Annotated in this window: 19 protein-coding genes and 1 tRNA gene; 16 read left to right on the forward strand and 4 right to left on the reverse strand. The window is 64.6% G+C overall.

Going from position 1 to position 20579, the window contains the following annotated elements; all coding sequences use genetic code 11:
* The first annotated feature begins 70 nt into the window (after window positions 1-70).
* The 13 genes from ruvC (at window position 71) to queC (ending at window position 12050) form a co-directional block, all read left to right on the forward strand.
* Complete coding sequence (gene ruvC / locus AC07M7_RS03695; RefSeq protein WP_006386268.1) at window positions 71-592, forward strand: crossover junction endodeoxyribonuclease RuvC; 522 nt, start codon at window positions 71-73, stop codon at window positions 590-592.
* A 13-nt stretch (window positions 593-605) separates the two neighbouring features.
* Window positions 606-1199: a Holliday junction branch migration protein RuvA gene (gene ruvA, locus AC07M7_RS03700; protein ID WP_005410756.1), complete on the forward strand. Its 594-nt coding sequence runs from the start codon at window positions 606-608 to the stop codon at window positions 1197-1199.
* A gap of 49 nt (window positions 1200-1248) precedes the next feature.
* Complete coding sequence (locus tag AC07M7_RS03705) at window positions 1249-3168, forward strand: potassium transporter Kup (protein WP_495206765.1); 1920 nt, start codon at window positions 1249-1251, stop codon at window positions 3166-3168.
* A gap of 463 nt (window positions 3169-3631) precedes the next feature.
* On the forward strand, window positions 3632-4672 hold the full coding sequence (gene ruvB, locus AC07M7_RS03710) for a Holliday junction branch migration DNA helicase RuvB (protein ID WP_046983214.1): 1041 nt from the start codon (window positions 3632-3634) through the stop codon (window positions 4670-4672).
* Window positions 4662-5093 (forward strand): tol-pal system-associated acyl-CoA thioesterase, encoded by a 432-nt coding sequence (gene ybgC / locus AC07M7_RS03715; RefSeq protein WP_006386170.1) that lies wholly within the window; start codon window positions 4662-4664, stop codon window positions 5091-5093. The genes ruvB and ybgC overlap by 11 nt, the downstream gene beginning before the upstream one ends.
* 10 nt (window positions 5094-5103) lie before the next feature.
* Entirely contained in the window at window positions 5104-5883 is a 780-nt protein-coding gene (gene tolQ / locus AC07M7_RS03720; protein WP_046983215.1) for a protein TolQ, read from the forward strand.
* A 24-nt stretch (window positions 5884-5907) separates the two neighbouring features.
* Entirely contained in the window at window positions 5908-6336 is a 429-nt protein-coding gene (tolR, locus tag AC07M7_RS03725) for a protein TolR (protein ID WP_006386166.1), read from the forward strand.
* Window positions 6326-7381 carry a cell envelope integrity protein TolA gene (gene tolA / locus AC07M7_RS03730; protein WP_006386164.1) on the forward strand — a complete coding sequence of 352 codons (1056 nt, stop codon included), beginning with the start codon at window positions 6326-6328 and terminating at the stop codon, window positions 7379-7381. Before tolR ends, tolA begins: the two co-directional genes overlap by 11 nt.
* A gap of 294 nt (window positions 7382-7675) precedes the next feature.
* Complete coding sequence (gene tolB / locus AC07M7_RS03735) at window positions 7676-8995, forward strand: Tol-Pal system beta propeller repeat protein TolB (protein ID WP_006386162.1); 1320 nt, start codon at window positions 7676-7678, stop codon at window positions 8993-8995.
* A gap of 64 nt (window positions 8996-9059) precedes the next feature.
* Complete coding sequence (pal, locus tag AC07M7_RS03740; protein WP_006386160.1) at window positions 9060-9578, forward strand: peptidoglycan-associated lipoprotein Pal; 519 nt, start codon at window positions 9060-9062, stop codon at window positions 9576-9578.
* 3 nt (window positions 9579-9581) lie between these two features.
* The gene (gene ybgF / locus AC07M7_RS03745; protein ID WP_046983217.1) at window positions 9582-10400 is read left to right on the forward strand and encodes a tol-pal system protein YbgF; all 819 of its coding nucleotides are present in this window, start codon (window positions 9582-9584) and stop codon (window positions 10398-10400) included.
* Between the two features lie 205 nt (window positions 10401-10605).
* Window positions 10606-11307 carry a 7-carboxy-7-deazaguanine synthase QueE gene (gene queE, locus AC07M7_RS03750; protein ID WP_046983218.1) on the forward strand — a complete coding sequence of 234 codons (702 nt, stop codon included), beginning with the start codon at window positions 10606-10608 and terminating at the stop codon, window positions 11305-11307.
* A 77-nt stretch (window positions 11308-11384) separates the two neighbouring features.
* Window positions 11385-12050: a 7-cyano-7-deazaguanine synthase QueC gene (gene queC / locus AC07M7_RS03755; RefSeq protein ID WP_253078807.1), complete on the forward strand. Its 666-nt coding sequence runs from the start codon at window positions 11385-11387 to the stop codon at window positions 12048-12050.
* Window positions 12051-12340: 290 nt separating this feature from the next.
* On the opposite strand, the gene AC07M7_RS03760 is transcribed toward queC, so the two are convergent.
* On the reverse strand, window positions 12341-13297 hold the full coding sequence (locus AC07M7_RS03760) for a DUF2268 domain-containing putative Zn-dependent protease (RefSeq protein WP_495206766.1): 957 nt from the start codon (window positions 13295-13297) through the stop codon (window positions 12341-12343).
* 178 nt (window positions 13298-13475) lie between these two features.
* Between AC07M7_RS03760 and AC07M7_RS03765 the strand changes: the two genes are divergently transcribed.
* Window positions 13476-13551: transfer RNA gene (locus tag AC07M7_RS03765), tRNA-Lys, on the forward strand.
* A gap of 73 nt (window positions 13552-13624) precedes the next feature.
* Here the strand turns inward: AC07M7_RS03765 and AC07M7_RS03770 are convergent.
* The gene (locus tag AC07M7_RS03770) at window positions 13625-14638 is read right to left on the reverse strand and encodes a tyrosine-type recombinase/integrase (RefSeq protein WP_495206767.1); all 1014 of its coding nucleotides are present in this window, start codon (window positions 14636-14638) and stop codon (window positions 13625-13627) included.
* Window positions 14639-14664: 26 nt separating this feature from the next.
* On the opposite strand from AC07M7_RS03770, the gene AC07M7_RS03775 reads away from it, so the two are divergent.
* On the forward strand, window positions 14665-17526 hold the full coding sequence (locus AC07M7_RS03775; protein WP_495206768.1) for a hypothetical protein: 2862 nt from the start codon (window positions 14665-14667) through the stop codon (window positions 17524-17526).
* A gap of 355 nt (window positions 17527-17881) precedes the next feature.
* On the forward strand, window positions 17882-18565 hold the full coding sequence (locus tag AC07M7_RS03780) for a hypothetical protein (RefSeq protein WP_495206769.1): 684 nt from the start codon (window positions 17882-17884) through the stop codon (window positions 18563-18565).
* Between the two features lie 167 nt (window positions 18566-18732).
* Here AC07M7_RS03780 and AC07M7_RS03785 read toward each other — a convergent pair whose 3' ends face one another.
* Together AC07M7_RS03785 and AC07M7_RS03790 are read right to left on the reverse strand one after the other, a co-directional pair.
* A complete protein-coding gene (locus AC07M7_RS03785; RefSeq protein WP_495206770.1) occupies window positions 18733-18969 on the reverse strand; it encodes a hypothetical protein in 237 nt (78 codons plus the stop codon).
* A 574-nt stretch (window positions 18970-19543) separates the two neighbouring features.
* Entirely contained in the window at window positions 19544-20425 is an 882-nt protein-coding gene (locus AC07M7_RS03790) for a hypothetical protein (protein WP_428709305.1), read from the reverse strand.
* Window positions 20426-20579 lie beyond the last annotated feature (154 nt).

Here is a 20579-nt window from a genome sequence, read left to right on the forward strand (position 1 = left end):
CCCCAGCCGTTTCCTGCCATTGCCGCTGCCAGCGTCCGTCCCGGACCTTCGGCAGCCGCGTGTGTGCCGCATGACCCGCATTCTTGGCATCGACCCGGGTTCGCAGCGGACCGGGGTCGGCATCATCGATGTCGATGCCACCGGCCGGGTGAGCCATGTGCATCACCAACCGCTGGTGCTGCTGGGCGCCGATGACTTCCCGCAGCGGATGAAGCTGCTGGTACTGGGCCTGGCCGACCTCTGCCGTGAGTACGAACCGCAGGAAGTGGCCATCGAACGCGTGTTCATGGCACGCAACCCCGATTCGGCGCTGAAGCTGGGCCAGGCCCGTGGCGCGGCGATTTCGGCCGTGGTGCTGCGCGACCTGCCGGTGCACGAATATGCCGCCAGCGAGATCAAGCTGGCAGTGGTTGGCCGTGGCGGCGCCGAAAAGCAACAGGTTCAACACATGGTCGGGCTCATGCTCAACCTGAAAACCAAGCTGCAGGCCGACGCGGCCGACGCGTTGGCGGTGGCCATCACCCATGCCCACGTAAGGGCAACGGCCAACCGCCTGGGGCTCAGTGCCCGCCAGGCGTGGGGCCGCAAATGAGGAGCTGCACGCAATGATCGGTCGACTGCGCGGCATCGTCGCCTACAAGGCGCCGCCGTGGCTGGTGGTGGACGTGAACGGAGTGGGCTACGAGCTGGAGGCGCCGATGAGCACCTTCTACGACCTGCCCGAACTCGGCCGCGAGGTCACCCTGTACACCCATTACTCGCAGAAGGAAGACAGCGTCTCGCTGTACGGCTTCCTGCGCGAGGGCGAGCGCAGGCTGTTCCGCGACGTGCAGAAGGTCAGCGGCATCGGCGCGAAGATCGCGCTGGCCGTACTGTCCGGCGTCACCGTCGAAGAATTCGCCCGCATGGTCCAGGCCGGCGACATCACGGCGCTGACCCGCATCCCCGGCATCGGCAAGAAGACCGCCGAGCGCATGGTGCTGGAACTGCGCGACCGCGCGGCGCAGTTCGGTGCCGGTGGCGCGCTGCCGACCGGCAGTGGTCCGGCCCCGGCCGATCCGCTGTCCGATGCCACCGTGGCCCTGCAGCAGCTGGGCTACAAGCCGGCTGAAGCGGCGCGGATGGCCCGCGATGCCTTCAATGAAGGTGACGAAGTGGCCACCGTGATCCGCAAGGCGCTGCAGTCGGCGTTGCGCTGACCCGCTTTCCTTTCCCTCAACGAACCGCCTGAGCTTCGCCAGGAGTCCCATGTCCAGCAGTCAAACCCCGCACGCAGCCGCCCCCGGCGGCCACGGTCACGCCCCTCCAGCCGGAGGCCTGGCGCTGATCATCGGTGCGATCGGCGTGGTCTTCGGCGATATCGGCACCAGCCCGCTGTACACCCTGAAGGAGGCGTTCTCGCCGCACTACGGGCTCAACAGCGACCATGACACCGTGCTGGGCGTGCTGTCGCTGGCGTTCTGGGCGCTGAACATCGTGGTCACCCTGAAGTACGTGACCATCATCATGCGCGCCGACAATGACGGCGAGGGCGGCATCATGGCGCTGATGGCGCTGACCCAGCGCACGCTGCGCAACGGGTCGCGTTCGGCCTATGTGGTCGGCATCCTCGGCATCTTCGGTGCCTCGCTGTTCTTCGGCGATGGCGTGATCACGCCGGCGATATCGGTGCTGGGTGCGGTCGAAGGCCTGGAGGTCGCTGCGCCGGGGCTGCATGCCTTCATCGTGCCGATCACCGTGGTGGTGTTGCTGGCCGTGTTCGCGGTACAGCGCTTCGGTACGGCGAAGATCGGCAAGCTGTTCGGGCCGATCACCTCGATCTGGTTCATTTCGCTGGCCGCGATCGGCATCTACAACATCGTCGACGCGCCGGAAGTGCTGAAGGCGTTCAACCCGTGGTGGGCAATCCGTTTCTTCATGGAACATGGCTGGCACAGCATCTTCATCCTGGGCGCGGTGGTGCTGGCAGTGACCGGTGGCGAGGCGCTGTACGCCGACATGGGCCACTTCGGTGCCAAGCCGATCCGCCACGCCTGGTACTTCTTCGTGCTGCCCTGCCTGGTGCTGAACTACCTGGGGCAGGGCGCGCTGGTGCTCAACCATCCCGAGGCAGTGAAGAACCCGTTCTTCGAAGCGGTGCCGTCGTGGGCGCTGTACCCGATGATCATCCTGGCCACGATGGCAGCGGTGATCGCCTCGCAGTCGGTCATCACCGGCGCGTTCTCGGTCTCGCGCCAGGCCATGCAGCTGGGCTACATCCCGCGCATGCGCATCAAGCACACCTCGCACGACACCATCGGCCAGATCTACATCCCGGGCATCAACTGGGGTATCGCGGTGATGGTGATCGGCCTGGTGCTGGCCTTCCGCAGCTCGTCCAACCTGGCCGTGGCCTACGGCATCTCGGTGTCGGCCACCATGCTGATCGATACCCTGCTGCTGGCCCTGGTCGCGCGCTCGCTGTGGCCCAAGGCGCGCAACTGGATCCTGCCGCTGTGCGTGGTGTTCTTCGTCATCGACCTGGGCTTTGTCATCGCCAACGGCGCCAAGCTGCTGCAGGGCGCCTGGTTCCCGGTTGTGCTGGGTATCTTCCTGTTCACCATGATGCGTACCTGGCGTCGTGGCCGCGAACTGCTGCGCGATGAAATCCGCAAGGACGGCATCCGCATCGATACCTTCCTGCCGGGCCTGATGCTGGCACCGCCGGTACGCGTGCCGGGCACCGCGGTGTTCCTGACCGCCGATCCGACCGTGGCCCCGCATGCGTTGATGCACAACCTCAAGCACAACAAGGTGCTGCACGAGCGCAACGTGTTCCTGCACGTGGTGACCCTGCCGGTACCGTACGCGGCAGAGGGGCAGCGGCTGAAGATCGAATCGGTCGGCGACGAGTTCTACCGTGTCTACGTGCGCTTCGGCTTCATGGAGACCCCGGACGTACCGCTGGCACTGATGCGCTCTTGCGACCACGGTGGCATCTACTTCGACCCGATGGACACCACCTTCTTCGCCAGCCGCGAAACCATCGTCGCCACCGCCAACCGCGGCATGCCGATCTGGCGCGACAAGCTGTTCGCGCTGATGCACCGCAACGCCGCCCCGGCGACGGGTTTCTTCCGGATTCCGGGCAACCGCCTCGTCGAGCTGGGCGCGCAGGTGGAGATCTAATCTCCACCTGTGCTACGTCCCACGATTTGCTGCGCAAATCGTGGGCCCCGCCCGCATTCCACCTTATCCCCCCGCCTGTCGGCGCGCCCCCTTGAACAACAAGGGGGCTCCACCTGCGGAGGCGCCGCGCGCCAGAAGCCGAGCCCACTCTGCTCCTCAGTTCCATCCACCCATGGCGTGGATCTACCGTGTCGACCAAGGTCGACACCTACCAGGAGCAGGCCATGCCATTCCGTCAGATGGCGGAGATCTGTCGAAGGCGGGGTGGGTCCGGTTGCGGGGGTGTCCGCGGCATGGATGCCGCGGCCAAGCCCCCATGGATGGGTTTACGGCGTCCCCCGCAACCGGACCCACCCCGCCATCCCGCAGCAAACCCGCTTTTGACATTGACGTTGACGTTGCATGTAGCGGGTGCCGGGCGCAGCCCGGCCGAATCTCCCCGCTTTTACCGCATAATCAGCACATGACCGACGACCGCATCATCGCCGCCGGCGCCACCCGCGAGGATGACGCCGCCGACGCCAGCATCCGCCCCAAGCGCCTTGCCGACTACCTCGGCCAGGTGCCGGTGCGCGAGCAGATGGAGATCTACATCCAGGCGGCCAAGGGGCGTGGCGACGCGCTGGACCACGTGCTGATCTTCGGGCCGCCTGGCCTGGGCAAGACCACGCTCAGCCATGTCATCGCCAACGAACTGGGCGTGGCCCTGCGGGTCACCTCTGGCCCGGTGATCGAAAAGGCCGGCGATCTGGCCGCACTGCTGACCAACCTGCAGCCGCACGATGTGCTGTTCATCGACGAAATCCATCGCCTGTCGCCAGTGGTCGAGGAAGTGCTGTACCCGGCGATGGAAGACTTCCAGATCGACATCATGATCGGCGAGGGCCCCGCCGCCCGCTCGATCAAGATCGACCTGCCGCCGTTCACCCTGATCGGTGCCACCACCCGTGCCGGTCTGCTGACCGCGCCGCTGCGCGACCGCTTCGGCATCGTCCAGCGCCTGGAGTTCTACAGCGTTGAAGAGCTGACCCGCATCGTGCGCCGCTCGGCGGCGATCCTGGCCATCGACTGCACCGCCGATGGCGCTGGCGAGATCGCGCGCCGCGCGCGCGGCACCCCGCGTATCGCCAACCGCCTCCTGCGCCGCGTGCGCGACTATGCGCAGGTGAAGGCCGGCGGCCACATCGACGAAGCCGTGGCTCAGGCTGCGATGAAGATGCTCAAGGTCGACCCGGAAGGCTTCGACGAGCTCGATCGGCGACTGCTCAAGACCATGGTTGATTACTTCGACGGCGGCCCGGTCGGCATCGAATCGCTTGCTGCGGCGCTGTCTGAAGAGCGCGGCACGCTGGAAGACGTGGTCGAGCCGTACCTGATCCAGCAGGGTTTCCTGGTGCGCACCGCGCGTGGCCGCATGGCCACCCACAAGGCCTACCGGCACATGGGCCTGAAGCCGAAGAACCCGCCGCAGGACCTGTTCGCCGAGGTTCCCGATGTCGGTTGAGCCCCGATTCAGTTGGCCGACACGCATTTACTGGGAAGATACCGACGCAGGTGGCGTGGTCTACCACGCCCGCTACGTGGCCTTCATGGAACGGGCCCGGACCGAATGGATGCGTGCGCTGGGCTATGGCCAGGAGCGCATGCGTGCCGAGCACGGGATGGTCTTCGCGGTGCGTTCGATGCAGATGGATTTCATCAAGCCGGCACGGCTGGATGACACCCTGCAGGTGAGCGCAACGCTGGTCCAGCTGAAGAAGGCCAGCATGGCCTTCGACCAGCAGATCCTGCGCGACGGCGAGCTGCTGCTGTCGGCCCAGGTCCGCATCGCCGCACTGGAAGCGGCCAGTTTTCGCCCGCGTGGCATGGACGAAGCCGTCCTTGCCGTGCTGAAACCCCACCTCCACCCCGAATCCGAACATTGAGGAACAACGGATGATCGCAACGCTCCTGGCCCTGCAGGCCACGGTCACCGAGGCATTGCCGGCCGACGTCAGCAACGCCGCGACACAGACCCTTGCCCAGGCCACCACCGGCGGCGGCATCAACTACCTCGAACTGATGGCCAAGGCCAGCCTGCCGGTGAAGATCATCGTGCTGGCGCTGCTGGTCGGCTCGTTCGTCAGCTGGGTGATCATTTTCCGCAAGGCCCGCATCTTCAAGCAGGCCACGCGCGAAGCCGACGAGTTCGAGAACCGCTTCTGGTCCGGCGCCGACCTAGGCAAGCTGTACAGCTCGGCCACCGACCGCAGCCGCAATGTCGGAGGCCTGGAGGCGATTTTCGAAGCCGGTTTCCGCGAATACAGCCGCCTGCGCGACAAGCGCCGGCTGGACGGCCGTGCGCAGCTGGAAGGCGCGCAGCGTGCCATGCGCACCACCTACACGCGCGAAGTCGACCAGCTCGAACGCAACCTGGAACTGCTGGCCAACATCGGCTCGACCGCCCCCTACGTGGGCCTGGTCGGCACCGTGTTCGGCATCATGGTGACCATGCACGACATGATCAGCAGCGGTGCGCAGGCCGGTATTGCCGCCGTCGCGCCGGGCATCTCCGAAGCACTGTTCGCCACCGCCATCGGCCTGTTCGTGGCGATTCCGGCGGTGTGGGCCTACAACCGCTTCACCACCCGCGTGGAGCGCATGTCGGTGCGTTTCGAGACCTTCGCCGACGAGTTCAGCTCGATCCTGCAGCGCCAGAGCGCTGGCGACGAGTAAGCGCCTGACCCGGGAGTCCATGCCATGTCCGCTGCCATCGGTCGCCGCAAGCGCCGCAAGCTGAAATCGGAAATCAACGTCGTTCCCTACATCGACGTCATGCTGGTGCTGCTGATCATCTTCATGGTCACCGCGCCGCTGCTCACCCTGAGTTTTGATGTCGACCTGCCCAACTCCAACGCCAAGGCGCTGGAGAGCAAGCAGGACCCGGTGATCGTCTCGGTGCGCCAGGACGGCCAGCTCAGCCTGAAGCTGCCTGACGCCAAGGAGCCGACCGCCGTGTCGGCCGAGGAACTGGAAGGCCGCCTGGCCGGCATCGCTGCCCAGGACAAGGGCGTGCGCGTGATCGTCGCCGCCGACCGTGCCGTGGCCTATGAAAAAGTCATTGCCGCGATGGATGTGATCAAGCGCGCCAAGGTAGACAAGGTAGGCCTGGCCACCGATGCACGCTGACGCCCTGCCACCCCCGCATCAGCGCGAACCCGGCTGGGGCCTGCCCCTGGCCCTGGCCGTGCTGGTGCACCTGCTGGTCGCGCTGATCTTCATCGGCGCCTGGCTGTGGTCGCCCCAGCGCAACACCGATGCCGCCGCCGGCGATCCGTCGGTCGAGGCCAGCCTGGCGCTGTCTTCGTCCGAGGCCGCTGCCGCGCGCCAGGCCCTGCGCCAGTCGGAGAAGCTGGAAGACCTGCCACCGCCGGTCGCCGAGCCGATCCCGGTGCCGGAAGACACCATCCCGCCGCCGCAGCCAATTCCCGAGCCGCGCCCGCAGGACGCGCCGACGCCGCAGCAGCAACAGGCGCAGGAGCGTGTCGCGCAGCCCGATACCAAGGATCAGGACGCCGTGAGCGCACTGGCCATCTCGCAGGAGAAGGCCAAGCAGGAACAGGAAGCCAAGCGCCGCCAGGAGCAGATCGACCTGACCGAACGCAAGCGCCAGGAAGAAGCGGAGCAGAAGCTGCGCCTGGCCAAGCAGCAGGAAGCGGACGAGAAGAAGAAGCAGGCCGAGCAGGAACGCGTGGCGGCTGACAAGGCCGAGGCCGAAAAGCAGAAGAAGATCGCCGAGATCCGCGCCCGCCGCGAGCAGGCCGAGAAGGAAGCCAAGCTGGCCGAGCAGAAGCTGCGCCAGGTCGCCGCCGCGCGCAACGCCGCCGGCAGCGCCGCCGCCGGTGCCAGTGGTGCGGCACAGCCGGCTGGCGGTGGTGGTGGCACCAGCGATGACCTTTCTGCCAAGTACGCCGCCGCGATCCAGGCCAAGGTGCTGTCGCAGTGGGTACGTCCGGATACGGTGCCACTGGGCCAGCGCTGCACCATTACCATCACCCAGATTCCGGGTGGCACGGTGATGCAGGCCAAGGTCAGCCCGAACTGCCCATACGACGAGGCTGGCAGGCGTTCGATCGAGGCCGCGGTGCTCAACGCCCAGCCGCTGCCGTACCGCGGGTTCGAGTCTGTGTTCGCGCGCACGCTCAACTTCACCTTTACCGCCCAGGATCGCTGAGGCGGGCAGGGCAGGGTGGCCATCGGGCCACCTGCGCCCACGGATGTCGCGCTTGCCTCTGGCGGGCCCGGTTTCAGCCGGGCAGGCTGGGTGTCGCCCGGGAACGCCGCCTTTCGAGGGGGCCGTGATCGGGCCGACGAGGCCGGTGGGTGCGATGTTAGCCACGACGTTAACGGTGCGTGAGAGAACGGGCTGGAACTGACCCGGAATTCACGTACCCTTGGTTCATGATTGCGAAGCGGTTCACTTCCGCTTTGCTATCCCTCGTTCCGGTTTCCCCCTATTGAGCGCTCCATGAAAAAGATGCCTCGCTGGCTTGCCGTGTTTGCGGCCCTGTTGCTGCCCTTTGCTGCCGTTGCGCAGCAGAAGGGGCTGGATATCGACATCATCGGCGGCAATGCCTCCGCGCTGCCGATCACCGTTGTGCCGATGCCCTACCAGGGGTCTTCGGCCGCACCGCAGACCGACGTCGCCGGCGTGGTCCGTGCCGACCTTGAGCGTTCGGGCCAGTTCCGCACGCTGCCGGAAGCGCAGATCGTCGAGAAGCCGGTGCGCGGCGGCGACATCCAGTTCGCCACCTGGCGCGCGCTGAAGCAGAACTACATCGTGGTCGGCCGCGTGCTCGACGCCGGTGCCGGCGCCTACCGCGTCGAGTACGAGCTGTTCGACGTGCCCAAGGGCGAGCGCCTGCTGGGCCTGGCGATGACCGCCCGTGGCAATGCCATGCGTGACGTCGCCCACCAGATGGCCGATGCCATCTACGAGAAGATCACCGGTGTGCGCGGCGCCTTCTGGACCCGCATCGCCTATGTGACCGCCAGCGGCAAGGGCGATGCCATGCGCTATGCGTTGATGGTGGCCGACTCCGACGGCTTCAATCCGCAGACCATCGTGCGTTCGGCCGAGCCGCTGCTGTCGCCGTCGTGGAGCCCGGATGGCAGCAAGCTGGCCTATGTCAGCTTCGAACGTGGCAACTCGGCCATCTACATCCAGAACATCGGCACCGGCGCGCGTGAGCTGGTCACCAGCTTCCGTGGCATCAACAGCGCCCCGGCGTTCTCGCCGGATGGCCGCAAGCTGGCCCTGACCCTGTCGCGTTCGGGCAACCCGGAAATCTACGTGATGGACCTGGGCAGCAAGCAGCTGGCCCAGCTGACCAACCACTTCGCCATCGACACCGAGCCGACCTGGGCGCCGGACGGCAGCGCGGTGTACTTCACTTCCGACCGCGGTGGCCGTCCGCAGGTCTACAAGGTGGGTGCGGGCGGCGGCAGCGCCGAGCGCGTGACCTTCCAGGGCAACTACAACGCCAAGCCTTCGGTGTCCTACGATGGAAAGAAGATCGCCGTCGCCCAGGGCTCGGGCAACAGCTACAAGATCGCGATGATGGACAGCTCGCTGGGTTCGCCCCGCTGGAGCACGCTGTCCCCCGGTTCGCTGGATGAGTCTCCGAGCTTTGCGCCCAACGCAAGCATGGTGTTGTACGCCGCCCGCGAGGGTGGCCGTGGTGTGCTGTACGCCGTTTCGGCCGATGCGCGCGTGCGCCAGCGGTTGGTTCTGGCTGACGGAGATGTGCGCGAACCGGCATGGTCCCCATACCGTACCCAGCGCTAAAAGAGTGTTAATATTTTCGCTGTCTTGATCCCCTCATCGGCCTAGGAGCCACAAAGGTATCGCCATGAACAAGTCCACCCGCGTTCTGCTTGTTTCCCTGCTGTCTGTGGCCGTCCTGGCCGGTTGCTCGAAGAAGGTCAAGGAAGAGCCGCAGGCTCCGGTTGACACCGGCACCTCGACCACCACCCCGACCGGTCCGTCCACCTCCGGCCTGTACGGCCCGGGCGACTTGGACACCGATGCCTGCCTGCGTCAGCGCGTTGTCTACTTCGACCTGGACAAGGAAGACGTGAAGCCGGAATTCCAGGCCATCATGGCTTGCCACGCCAAGTACCTGCGTGACCGTCCGTCCTCGCGCATCACCCTGCAGGGCCACACCGACGAGCGCGGTTCGCGCGCGTACAACCAGGCCCTGGGCGAGCGTCGTGGCAACGGCGTCAACTCGGCGCTGCAGGCCAACGGTGGCTCGGCTTCGCAGCTGACCGTCGTGTCCTACGGTGAAGAGCGTCCGGTCTGCACCGAGTCGAACGAGTCCTGCTGGTCGCAGAACCGTCGCGTCGAAATCGTCTACACCGCGCAGTAATCCATGCGCATTGGCATCAAATTGATGCTGGTCGTTGCGGCAGCCCTCGTGGCTGCCGCACCGGCGCATGCACAGCGACAGAGTCTGGCCGACCGTGTCGGCGCGATCGAGCAGCAGATGTACAACAACAGTGCCAACCAGGACCTGTTGAACCAGATCAACCAGCTGCGGCAGCAGGTGACCAGCCTCCAGGCCTCGATCGAGCAGTTGCAGCACGACAACGCCCAGCTCAAGCAGTCCGCCCAGGACCAGTACCTGGATCTGGACAGCCGCCTGAACCGGTTGGAAGGGGGCAATGCCGCCCCGGCCCTGCCGCCCGTTCCGGCGAGCGCGCCGAAGGCCGCCCCGGCCCCGGCAAAACCCGCAGCGGCGGCCACTTCCGAGCGGCCGCCTTCCGTCCATGGTGATGCCGGCAGCCTTGCCGCCACCGGCGACGAGCGCACTACCTACAACGTCGCCTTCGATTCGTTGAAGGCCGGCAAGTACGATGATTCGGCGCAGCTGTTCCTGAGCTTCCTGCAGCTGTACCCGAACGGCGTCTATGCGCCGAACGCGCTGTACTGGCTGGGCGAGAGCTATTACGCCACCCGCAATTTCCCGATGGCCGAGACCCAGTTCCGTGAACTGCTCTCGCGCTATCCGACCCACGACAAGGCCGCTGGCGGCCTGCTCAAGGTCGGCCTCTCGCAGTACGGCGAGGGCAAGGTCGACCAGGCCCAGCAGACGCTGGAGACCGTCGTGGCGCAGTACCCCGGCTCGGACGCCGCGCGCACCGCGCAGGACCGCCTGCAGTCGATCCGCCTCGGCAAGCAGATCCGCTGATCCGCTGACCGGGCGTACAATACGTGTCCTGTAGAGCCGAGCCCATGCTCGGCTGCTTTCGTTTCCGGACCGGCAAACCCGTCCGGATCCGGTAGCGCCGGGCCATGCCCGACCGGCCGCTGTTGTAGAGCCGAGCCATGCTCGGCTGCTTTCGTTACCGGCCACGGTAGCCCATCCGCCACGTGTCCCACCAAGAAGTCCCGCCATGACCGCCGTTACCCCGTCCAGCGCCGCCGCCACACCCAGCGAGATCGTGCAGTCGCCGCTGCCACGCCTGAAGATCACCGAGATCTTCACCTCGCTGCAGGGCGAAGCCGATACCGCCGGATGGCCGACCGTGTTCGTGCGCCTGACCGGCTGCCCGCTGCGCTGCCAGTACTGCGACACCGCCTACGCCTTCCATGGTGGCACCTGGTGGGACATCGACGACATCGTGGCCGAGGTGCTCGCCCAGGGCGTGCGCCATGTCTGCGTGACCGGTGGCGAGCCGCTGGCGCAGAAGCGCTGCCTGGTGCTGCTGCAGAAGCTGTGCGATGCCGGCATGGACGTCTCGCTGGAAACCTCCGGCGCGCTGGACGTCAGCGCGGTGGACCCGCGCGTGTCGCGCGTGGTCGACATCAAGACGCCCGGTTCGGCCGAAGCTGCCCGCAACCGTCTGGAAAACCTGCCGCTGCTGACCGCGCGCGACCAGATCAAGTTCGTCATCTGCAGCCGCGAGGACTACGACTGGGCCAAGACCATGCTGGCCGAGCACGACCTGGTGAAGCGTTGCACCGTGTTCTTCTCGCCGAGCAAAGGCGAGATCACCGCGCGCCAGCTGGCCGACTGGATCGTGGAAGACCGGCTGCCGGTGCGGTTCCAGATGCAGTTGCATAAAATCCTGTGGAACGACGAACCGGGCCGATGAGCCCACGCAGCGTTCCCTGATGTAGCTCCGGCGCGGGACAGCGTGCTGGCTTTTCCCCCAAACCGGAAGATTGACCTATGAAGAAGGCAGTCGTGCTTCTCTCCGGCGGCATGGATTCAGCCGCCGTCATTGCCATGGCCCAGGAACAGGGCTTTGCCGTGCATGCCCTGAGCGTGCGTTACGGCCAGCGCCACACCTCTGAACTGGACGCCGCCGCCCGCGTGGCCAAGGCCCAGGGCGTAATCGCGCACAAGACCGTGGACGTGGACCTGCGCAGCATTGGTGGCTCGGCGCTGACCGACGATATCGACGTGCCCGAGGCCGGCGGTGCCGGCATCCCCGTCACCTACGTGCCGGCGCGCAACACCATCATGCTGTCGCTGGCCCTGGGCTGGGCCGAAGTGCTCGGCGCCAACGACATCTTCTGTGGCGTCAACGCCGTGGACTACTCCGGCTACCCGGACTGCCGCCCCGAGTTCGTGGCCGCGTTCCAGGCGCTGGCCAACCTGGCCACCAAGTCCGGCGTGGAAGGCGCGGGCATCAAAGTGCACGCACCGCTGCAGTTCCTCAGCAAGGGCCAGATCGTCAGCGAAGGCGTACGCCTGGGCGTGGACTTCGGCCTCACCGTGTCCTGCTACAACGCCGACGCCAACGGCGCCGCCTGCGGCCACTGCGACGCCTGCCGCCTGCGCGCGCAGGGCTTCACCGAAGCCGGCGTGCCGGACCCCACGCTGTACGCCTGAGGTAATGGGGGCTGATGCCCCAATGGTGGGTGCCAACCCTGGTTGGCACTGAGCGGCGGGCACGGCCCGGCGCTACCGGGCAGGTCTGACTCTGGTGGGTGCCAACCTTGGTTGGCACTGGGCGCCGGGCATGGCCCGGCGCTACCGGGGAGGTCTGGCTCTGGTGGGTGCGAACCGTTGGTTCGCACTGTCCGCCGGGTATGGCCCGGCGCTACCGGTGAGGCGAGGCCTGACTCCGGTGGGTGCGAACCGTTGGTTCGCACTCCCTGACTCGCCAGGCATGGCCCGGGCTATCCCTGCCGCAACCACCCCGACGCCTCGATGAAGGCCCGCACCGCCTTCGGATCGGCATAGTCCAGCTCGATCATCCGCGCGATGCCCGCCTTTTCATCGGCCTGCTGCCGCATGTACTCCTGCGCAATGCGGTAGCCGGCGTAGTAGCCCACATCACTCACCCCGAACGGATTGCGGGCGCTGTTGTACAGCCAGTTGTCGAGATTTTCCCCATCCATCTCAGCAATGAAGCGCGTGCGGATGTCCGCTTCGTGTGTTGCGCCGTAGTCGTAGAAGGGTAGTGCCGGCCGGCGCCCGCTGATGCGCTCCGCCACATACTCGGCCACGCCCTCGCGCACCGCATACTGGGCCAGACTACCCGTGGTCTCGCGCTGCTGGGTATGCACGTACTCGTGCAGGTTGTTCTGCGCGTTGTTCGCACCCGGGTGGCTGTCGTAGAAGATCCGCAGGCGGCTGCGCATCGGCTCCGGCAGCTCGCTCACGTCCACGCGTTTATCGCCCAATGCCATCTCTGCGCCGATCAGCACCTTGTCGCCCAGCGTGGTGCCGCCCGTGTGCAGCACGCCTACTGCATAGGTGATGGTGGCCGGGCGCAAAGCCGGGTAGAGCGCGCGGAAGTCGGAAAGATCCCGTTCCAGTGTGGCGCTGGCCTGCTGCGCGTTGGCGGTAAGCGGTCGTACCGAGTTCCAGAAGCGCGGCCAGGAGCGCATCGCTTCGGCGTACTCGCGGGCGGTGTAGTGGCGGACCTGCATCAGCGCATGCAGACCGGGACTGCCTGGATCGATGTATCGCTGCTGGACCAGCGCCACCTGGTGCTCGGTATCAGGCTCGGCGCGCACCGCGTCATAGGTGGCCCAGAAGCGGCCGATATCATCGGTGACGACCTGGGACGGGGCGGCCAGTGCCGCACAGGGCAGCAGCAGGGCAGCAATCAGGCAGAAGGGCAGATGCATCCGTGGCTCCGAGCGGGGATCACACCTGGGATGCGCAGGAGGCCCGGAAGGTTTAAGCGGGCTCGCCTGGTCGGGTAGTGCCGGCCGCTGGCCGGCACCCGCAACACATCGGGGTTTCACCCGGCCCGGCAAAGTAGGGTAGAATGCCCACCCCGCCGAAAGGCCGGGGAAGTGCAATGGGCCGTTAGCTCAGTCGGTAGAGCAGAAGACTTTTAATCTTTTGGTCGAAGGTTCGAATCCTTCACGGCCCACCATTGCGACAGAAGGGTTTCGGAGCGATCCGGAGCCCTTTTTGTTTTTCCGCAAACGCCGATCTTTTCCGCAAAATCACTTCGTCGGGGTTACGCGGTCGCCCTTGCGCTTTCGCGTGTAGGTCTCGGTCATCACCACGGACGAGTGGCCCAACTGTCGCTGCGCCTGGCGAATGTCTGCCGCCGCGTCTGCCTTGTCGGTTCCTGCCTTAGCCCGCAGGTCCCGGAACTGGAACGCCCCCTTGGCAACGCCTGCACGTGCGCGCGCTGCATCGAATCGGCTCCGCAATTGGCCCTTGCTCAGCGGCTGGCCGTACTCATCCAGCAGCAGCGACGTGTGCACGATCACCGCACCTTTCTGCTTGCCGCGGCGCTTGAATGTCCTAGCGCCGAAGCGCACCAGCAGCTCGGCCAGCTCGCCCTCGATGGCAATGCGTAGCTTGTGCTTGGTCTTGCTCTGGCTGATATGCAGGAAGCCATCGCGCACGTCTCGCCGATCCATGCTGAGAGCATCGGACGGACGCTGGCCAGTCAGGTAGGCCAGATCCAGCGCATCGCGCAACGGCTGATCTGCTGCATCCCACACTGCCCGGTATACGTCGTCCTCGACGTACACATCGCGGCCCGCTTCGCCGTAACCACGCACGCCCTTGCAAGGGTTTTCCGCGTCGGTGAAGCCCCATTCCCTACACTTGTTCCACAGATGGCTCAGCAGCGCTTTCTCGCGGTTGGCGCTGACCATGGCCACCGCCCCGTTCTTCGTTCTCCAGTCCAGGTACTGTCGAACGTGAAGCGGCCGGATCTTCGCCAGCGGCGCTGGTGGATTGCAGAAGAACTCCTCCAACTTCGCCAGTTCTGCCAGGTTGACCTTGGCCGTTGATGCGCGCTTCTTTGGGATAACCAATTGCTTGTAGCGAGCCGCTGCATCTCGGAAGGTCACGATCTCCGGAACAGCCGCTTCGGTCGCCATAAGCTCCGCCCACTTGCGAACGGCCTCCGGGTAGCTTTTACCCAGCGGAGTTTCTCGCCGCGGCTTGCCGCCGTGGTCGAAGAAGTAATACGTGGTCTTTCCGCGTACCCGCTTCCGCATGTGCGGGATCGGTCAAGGCGCTGCGGGTGGCTGCAGTGTCCACAGCGGCTGCAGGGCAGTACATCGAAACGCGGACGCCAGACAAGGCCATCAAGGTCACCCCTGGGCAGAAGTACGTGGCCAGCGCGTTCGTTCGCAATGGAGGTGGACCGGCAAATCCCGCTCTGATCATCTGGTTCCTTGATGCGAACGGGGCAACAATCGCAAGCGCTGCACAGGACGTTTTCACCCACAACGAGAACACCTGGCGGCGGATCGTCAGCACACCGCGAGCAGCTCCGGCGAACGCCGCGTTCGCCCGTGTCTACTATCGGACGACGCTGCCCAACAACGGCGCAGCGATCACGGTCCAGATGGATTGGGACAACGTGCAGTTCCAGCAGGGCGAGGTGGCTACGCAATGGTCCGCGAGCACCAACGAGCTGCAGGGCACGCTCAGTGCCACGGCGTCGGCGGTGTCTGGTCTGACTGCGACGGTTGGCCAGTTGGGCACGACGGTTGAGTCCCAGTCCTCAATGATCACGTCGCTGCGTAATGATCTGACCGATGTGTCTGGCAAGACCACCGCGAACACAACGGCGCTTCAGCAGCTCGGCGGACGTGTCACCACGGCAGAGGGGAAGATCGAGGCCACCGGCTCAAGCGTCACGAAGCTGGAGGGGCAGATCGTCAGCATCGGCGGCGACAATCTGCTGTGGAACAGCAGCATGGAAGACGCGACGGTAGCTACCGCGGCGCCGGCGGGTTGGAACCTGGAACGCATCCGCAGCGACGTAGGTGGGACCTTCTCCTACGTCGATTCGCCGCTATCCGGTGGTGGCAAGGCTGTGCGCCTCGACTGGACGGCCGTCAACACGAAAGACTGGGTGGGCCTTAACCGAGCCGGTCCTGGCACCAACTACGTCAAGGTCGACCCGACCACTGACTACACCCTGTCCAGCTGGGTAAGGGGCTCAGTCGGAACCAAGGCGCAGCTTTACGTTCAGTGGATGAACGCATCGGGTGGAACGGTCCTCGGGACGGTGACCTTGCCGGAAGTAGCCATGACCGGGCAGTGGCAGCGGCTGATTCTGCCCGCCCGCTCTCGTGGTGACGCGGTGCTTGCTCGCGTCTACGTGGGCCGGCAGTTCGCAGACCAGGCTGGGTCGTACTGGCTCGAAATCGACAACGTGCAGTTCCAGCGTGGGTTGGTGGCCACGGAGTATCGCCCGAGCGGTCAGGAGGCGATCAACGTCACGACGCAGAACGTGTCCGCTGTTTCCGGCCTGACCACCCGCATGGTCAACGCCGAGAACAAGGCGACCGCGCAGGCGGATCAGCTGACGAACCTCACGGCGTCGGTGAACGCCAGCTTCAACCGTGGCGATAGCATCAACACCAACTCCGCTTTTGACGGGTCGGCACAGCCGTTCGCGCTTGACGGAGCGGTGGAATGGGTAAGCGGTGGGGGGCAGGTAGGGTCCGCGATCCAGATGACCCACGTTGAGGGAGCGACGAACCCAGCGGTGCGAGCTAACCGTGGCGCCTGGTCTCCACTCCGGGCGGGCACTGGACGGCGCATGCGTACCGTCATCGTGGCACGCGCCACGTCGGGTTCCATTTCCTTGACGGCGCGATGCCGGGTCCGCACGGGTGGCGTGGCGGGCGAGGGCAACAACGACCAGACGACCCCCGTTCTGACTACGGCCTGGCAGCGGTTCGCCTTGGAACACCCCATTGGTGATGACCGCACCGAAGTAATGTCCCACGTGTGGGCAACGAACCGGGGAACCGGAACCGCTGTGGTGCTGGTGGATCGCATCGAGTTCTACGACGTGACCAACGAGCTACTGATCAGTGCCAACGCATCGGCAACGGCCGGGCTCACCACGGCGGTGAACCAGCAGGGCAGCAAGCTGGACGCGACTGCGCAGGACCTGGTGAGCCTGAAGACGCAGGTGGGCGATGTGTCGGCCAGCGGCTTCAACCAGCTGAAGACCCAGGTCACGCAGCAGGGGCAGACGCAGGCGGCGCAGGCGCAACAGATCACGGGTATCCAGACCTCGCTTGGTGGCAAGGCGGATGCCGCGGTTGTTGTGGACATGCAGACGCAGGTGAAGAACCTAGGGCAGTCAGGGAACCTACTGGCGAACAGCACGTTCCCGTTCTGGCAGCGTTCGGGTTGGGGGTGGGGCCGAAACGTGCATTTCAGCGAGTTAGGAAATCCGACAGGGGGCGCAGGTCAGAACTGGGCCCCTCGCGGCATGTACGGCATAGGGGCGGTGGCGGGGTTCCAGTGGGCGTGGGGGCCGGATGATGTGCATTGGGGGGGCACCGAGTACGACATCCCGGTGGAGGCAGGCAAGACGTACTGCGCCTCTACGTGGGCTAACACCCACCGCTGCCAATTCCTCGTGGAAATCACGTGGGTAGGCCAGGACGGCGGTTCTGTTGGTCTCGTCCAGTCGCCGTGGGTCGGACCATCTGGCATCGGCCCTGGGGCTTCTCTGACCGCGATGCCCCGCCCATTCGTCATCGCCAAGGCCCCGCCGAACGCGTTTGCGGCACGGTTCCGGTTCCTGATCCGTGGCTCCAACGAAGCCAACCCGTACTTCTGGATGTACCGCCCGATGTTCAGCATGGTGGACGCAGGCACTACCCAGCCGCCGCAGTGGAGCGCTGGCGGCACAGAGTCCAGCGCTCAGTGGGGCGTGAACGTTCGTGCTGACGGAAAGATCGGCGGCATCCAGCTGGCGGCGAATGGCTTGGTCTCATCGTTCGACGTGGTCGCAGACGTGTTCCGTGTCTCCTCGCCGTCTCAGGGCAGGCGAACGGAGTACCGAGACGGCCATTGGCTGTCGTATGACGACTGGGGGCGGCTCAAGGCCCGCTGGGGCAACTGGGATTGATTGGAGTGGGGCAGCCGGCATTGGCTGCCCCTCATACTTGATGTGAGGCGAGTTATGCCGGCCGGCTTTCAAACGTTCAACGATGACGGAAGCATCGACATCGATATCACCACGCGACTTGCTGGGTTCGTGACGTCCATTGGAACGGACTCTAATCACGGCGGGTCGGTGGCGATTCCCTATGTCCCTACCGGAGACTTTCTCTACTGCATCGTGCCGCCTCCGGGTTGGGAGGGCCGGCAGCCGTCGCTGGTGTACCGGGATGGTCGCGTCTACTGGTATGCGGATGTGACCGGCGGCGGTGCGCCGGCCTACCAGCTGGTGCCGTGCACCGCATTCATAGGATGGAGCTGATATGCCAGCAGGAATGGAGGCGTGGACCGACGATGGTGCCCACGTGCAAATCTCGCCGGACTACCCGAACTTCCACCTACGGCATCGGCTGGACTTCGCTGAGCCGGGCACTGTGGTGTATCAGATTCCCGGGCAACCCGCGTTCACCCGGATGATTGAGAGGAGGTTCCAAGCGAGCACACCGATCATCGCGGCGATCGCAGGTGACGTCGACAAGCCGATCGTGCCTGTGCTGGTTAACGAGGGCGGCGGCAACTGGCTCCTGCGGATCTACGCTGGGTCACAGCCGACGAGGGTGGCCGGCACGATCTGGATCTATGACCTGGGCGTCTACCTGCGGGCGAACTACGGGTTTGAGCTGTTCCGAGACGATGGCAGCTTGTCGTTCTCTACGGCAGGCAAGCCGCTCAAGATCATTCGTGTCTTCCCCATCGTGAATGGCTCGTCCGCCGGATCTCAGATGGTGGTTGTACCAGCAGGGAAGCAGTACGCCGCGATCACCTGCCGGGCGTGGGTGCAGACCCAGGTGCCAGTCGGCTATCGGATCAGCGGCCCGAACCGAAATGGGATCGGACCGCAGCAGTTCTACACGGCGGGCAGTACCGCGCTGATCCCCTCGAGCGACAACGCCGCGGTCTTCAACCAGCTCGGCATGACCGCGGTGGCCGACGTAACGGGGCACTGACAGCACAGCTCGCCATCACGTCGCGGAGACGGCTGGTGCGGCCAGATGGCGGTCATGTGCTATTCCTCGCTGATCATCGGCTTCATCGGCAGCTCTCAGTAGAGCTTAAGAAAAATGCCCCTCGTGATGAGGGGCATAGGGAGAGCAGAGATGGAACTTGGGGGGATCTAGCGCTTTGTCTTTGCCACGGTGAAGGCCATGACCGCAGTAGCCGCGGCAAATATAAGAGCCATGGGGGAAGCTAGGTAGATGTCGCTCCATTCGTTGAATCTTCTTTCAACAGCGATCGCGATTAAACCTGAAACCATGGCGACGGCGCCTCCCATCAGGAATGCCCTTCCAGGCGAGGCACCGAAGAATCCAGCTATGAGTGCGATTGCGGCGCAGTAAATGGCAATGGTCACGAGTTGAACCTCGGGTCCTGGCTAAGTAGACCTGGAGTTGATGCGTTACGCGGCGGTGCCACTGGATGTGATTGCAGAGATTATTGGGGCTTCTTAGTGACACTGCGGGGCTTCTTGATATCGCCGCCACCGCTACCGCCACCGCCGCCAGGGTTGCTTGTGGGTCCGACTGTTACGACGCCACCGCCGCCGCAATTTCCATAGCAGCCGCCGCCGGGGTTGACGCCGCCAACGCCCCCACCGCCGCCGCTCCCACCGCCACCACCACCGCCTGGATTTCCCTGTGTAATAGTCTGGATCGGGCCACCCTCAAAGTTTCGCCCATCAGTTTTTGTGTATGAAACACAAGCGGTGGCGCTGCAGATCGTAATGACGTTCCCCTGAGCCATGCCCGTAAATGCGGGGCTGTTCTGAATGAAGGATAGAGTGGCTGCATCTGGCATTGGCGTCTGTAGGAGGCAGCCTTTGCAGGTGTATGGACCATATCTAGATGTAAGCGGCCCGGCTTCAGACGGCGCGAGGGCAATTGAGCTGCTGCCCAGTAGAAGGAGGGTGATGAGTGCATTGCGCAATGTCATGGAGTCGTCCTTTTCTCTTGGGTAACGATTTGGAAGAGCTTCCTGCCTTCTTCTCGGGCTCGAGCGATTTGCGCCGGGGTTAGCTCTTTGGCGATGCTGTTCCGGTAGGCCTCACTGGAGAAATCTGGGTTGATTGCACTTAGTGCAAGCTGCGTGGCATACGCTTTCTCCGGATTTCGGGGTAGCGCGTAGTCGGCCATGTACGCGTTCGAAAGCTGAGAAAGCGCATCGATGCTTCCCTTCTGTAGCGCCTCATTAAGATATGAGGCGACATTGCTTTGCCAGTTGCGGAACTCATCTGAATCTTTGTCTGGATTGGGGCCGAGGATGGCATTTGGACTGGCGGCGTATGCGACCAGGGCCTCTATTGATCCCTGGCTCGCGGCCTTTGAGAGCCAGTGCCCAATTTCTCCGTGCTGGAGTGGGGCGAGTGATTCACATTCGGTGAGCTTTCTAAGGACCGTTTTTTCATATTCAGGTGAAGCACCGATGGATCGGGATTCAGCAAGCTCTTCGGGGGCGCTTGCCTTCAAGTACATTTCGCAATCCATTAGTGCCAGATAAATGCTGTAGGAAGCCTCGGCATCACCCGCTTGGGCTGCAGGCTTAAGAGAATCGATCCACGCGCGCGGATCACCCGGCGGTCTCAGCGCGGATCCGCGTACGAAGACGAAGGCGTTGCCAACCTCTCGCCGAGCGTACGGCGGTAGCTTGGTAGCGTTGACAAAAGATGGTTCAGTTTTTTTGCCTTCCTCGACGCTCTGGTCTCTCGCAACGAGGGAGGGCGCGTCGGGGCTCTTTATGTGCCACCACGCTAGGGCGGCTAGGATCATGGAGATTGTAACGATTGCTAGGGGAAACAGCCTCGATTGCTTCATATGCTCATCAGTCCATTGCTTGCTTTGAGAGTCTTGTATTCGAGCCGGGCGCAGAGTTCAGCTGACAATGCTTCGGTTGTGTTGTAAACCGGCTGAAAAGGCAATCCCCCCTAGTGCCTCTCTATGATTGTTCACAATTCATTCATGATATAAT

This window comes from Stenotrophomonas sp. GW821-FHT09E08 (genome assembly GCF_059416125.1).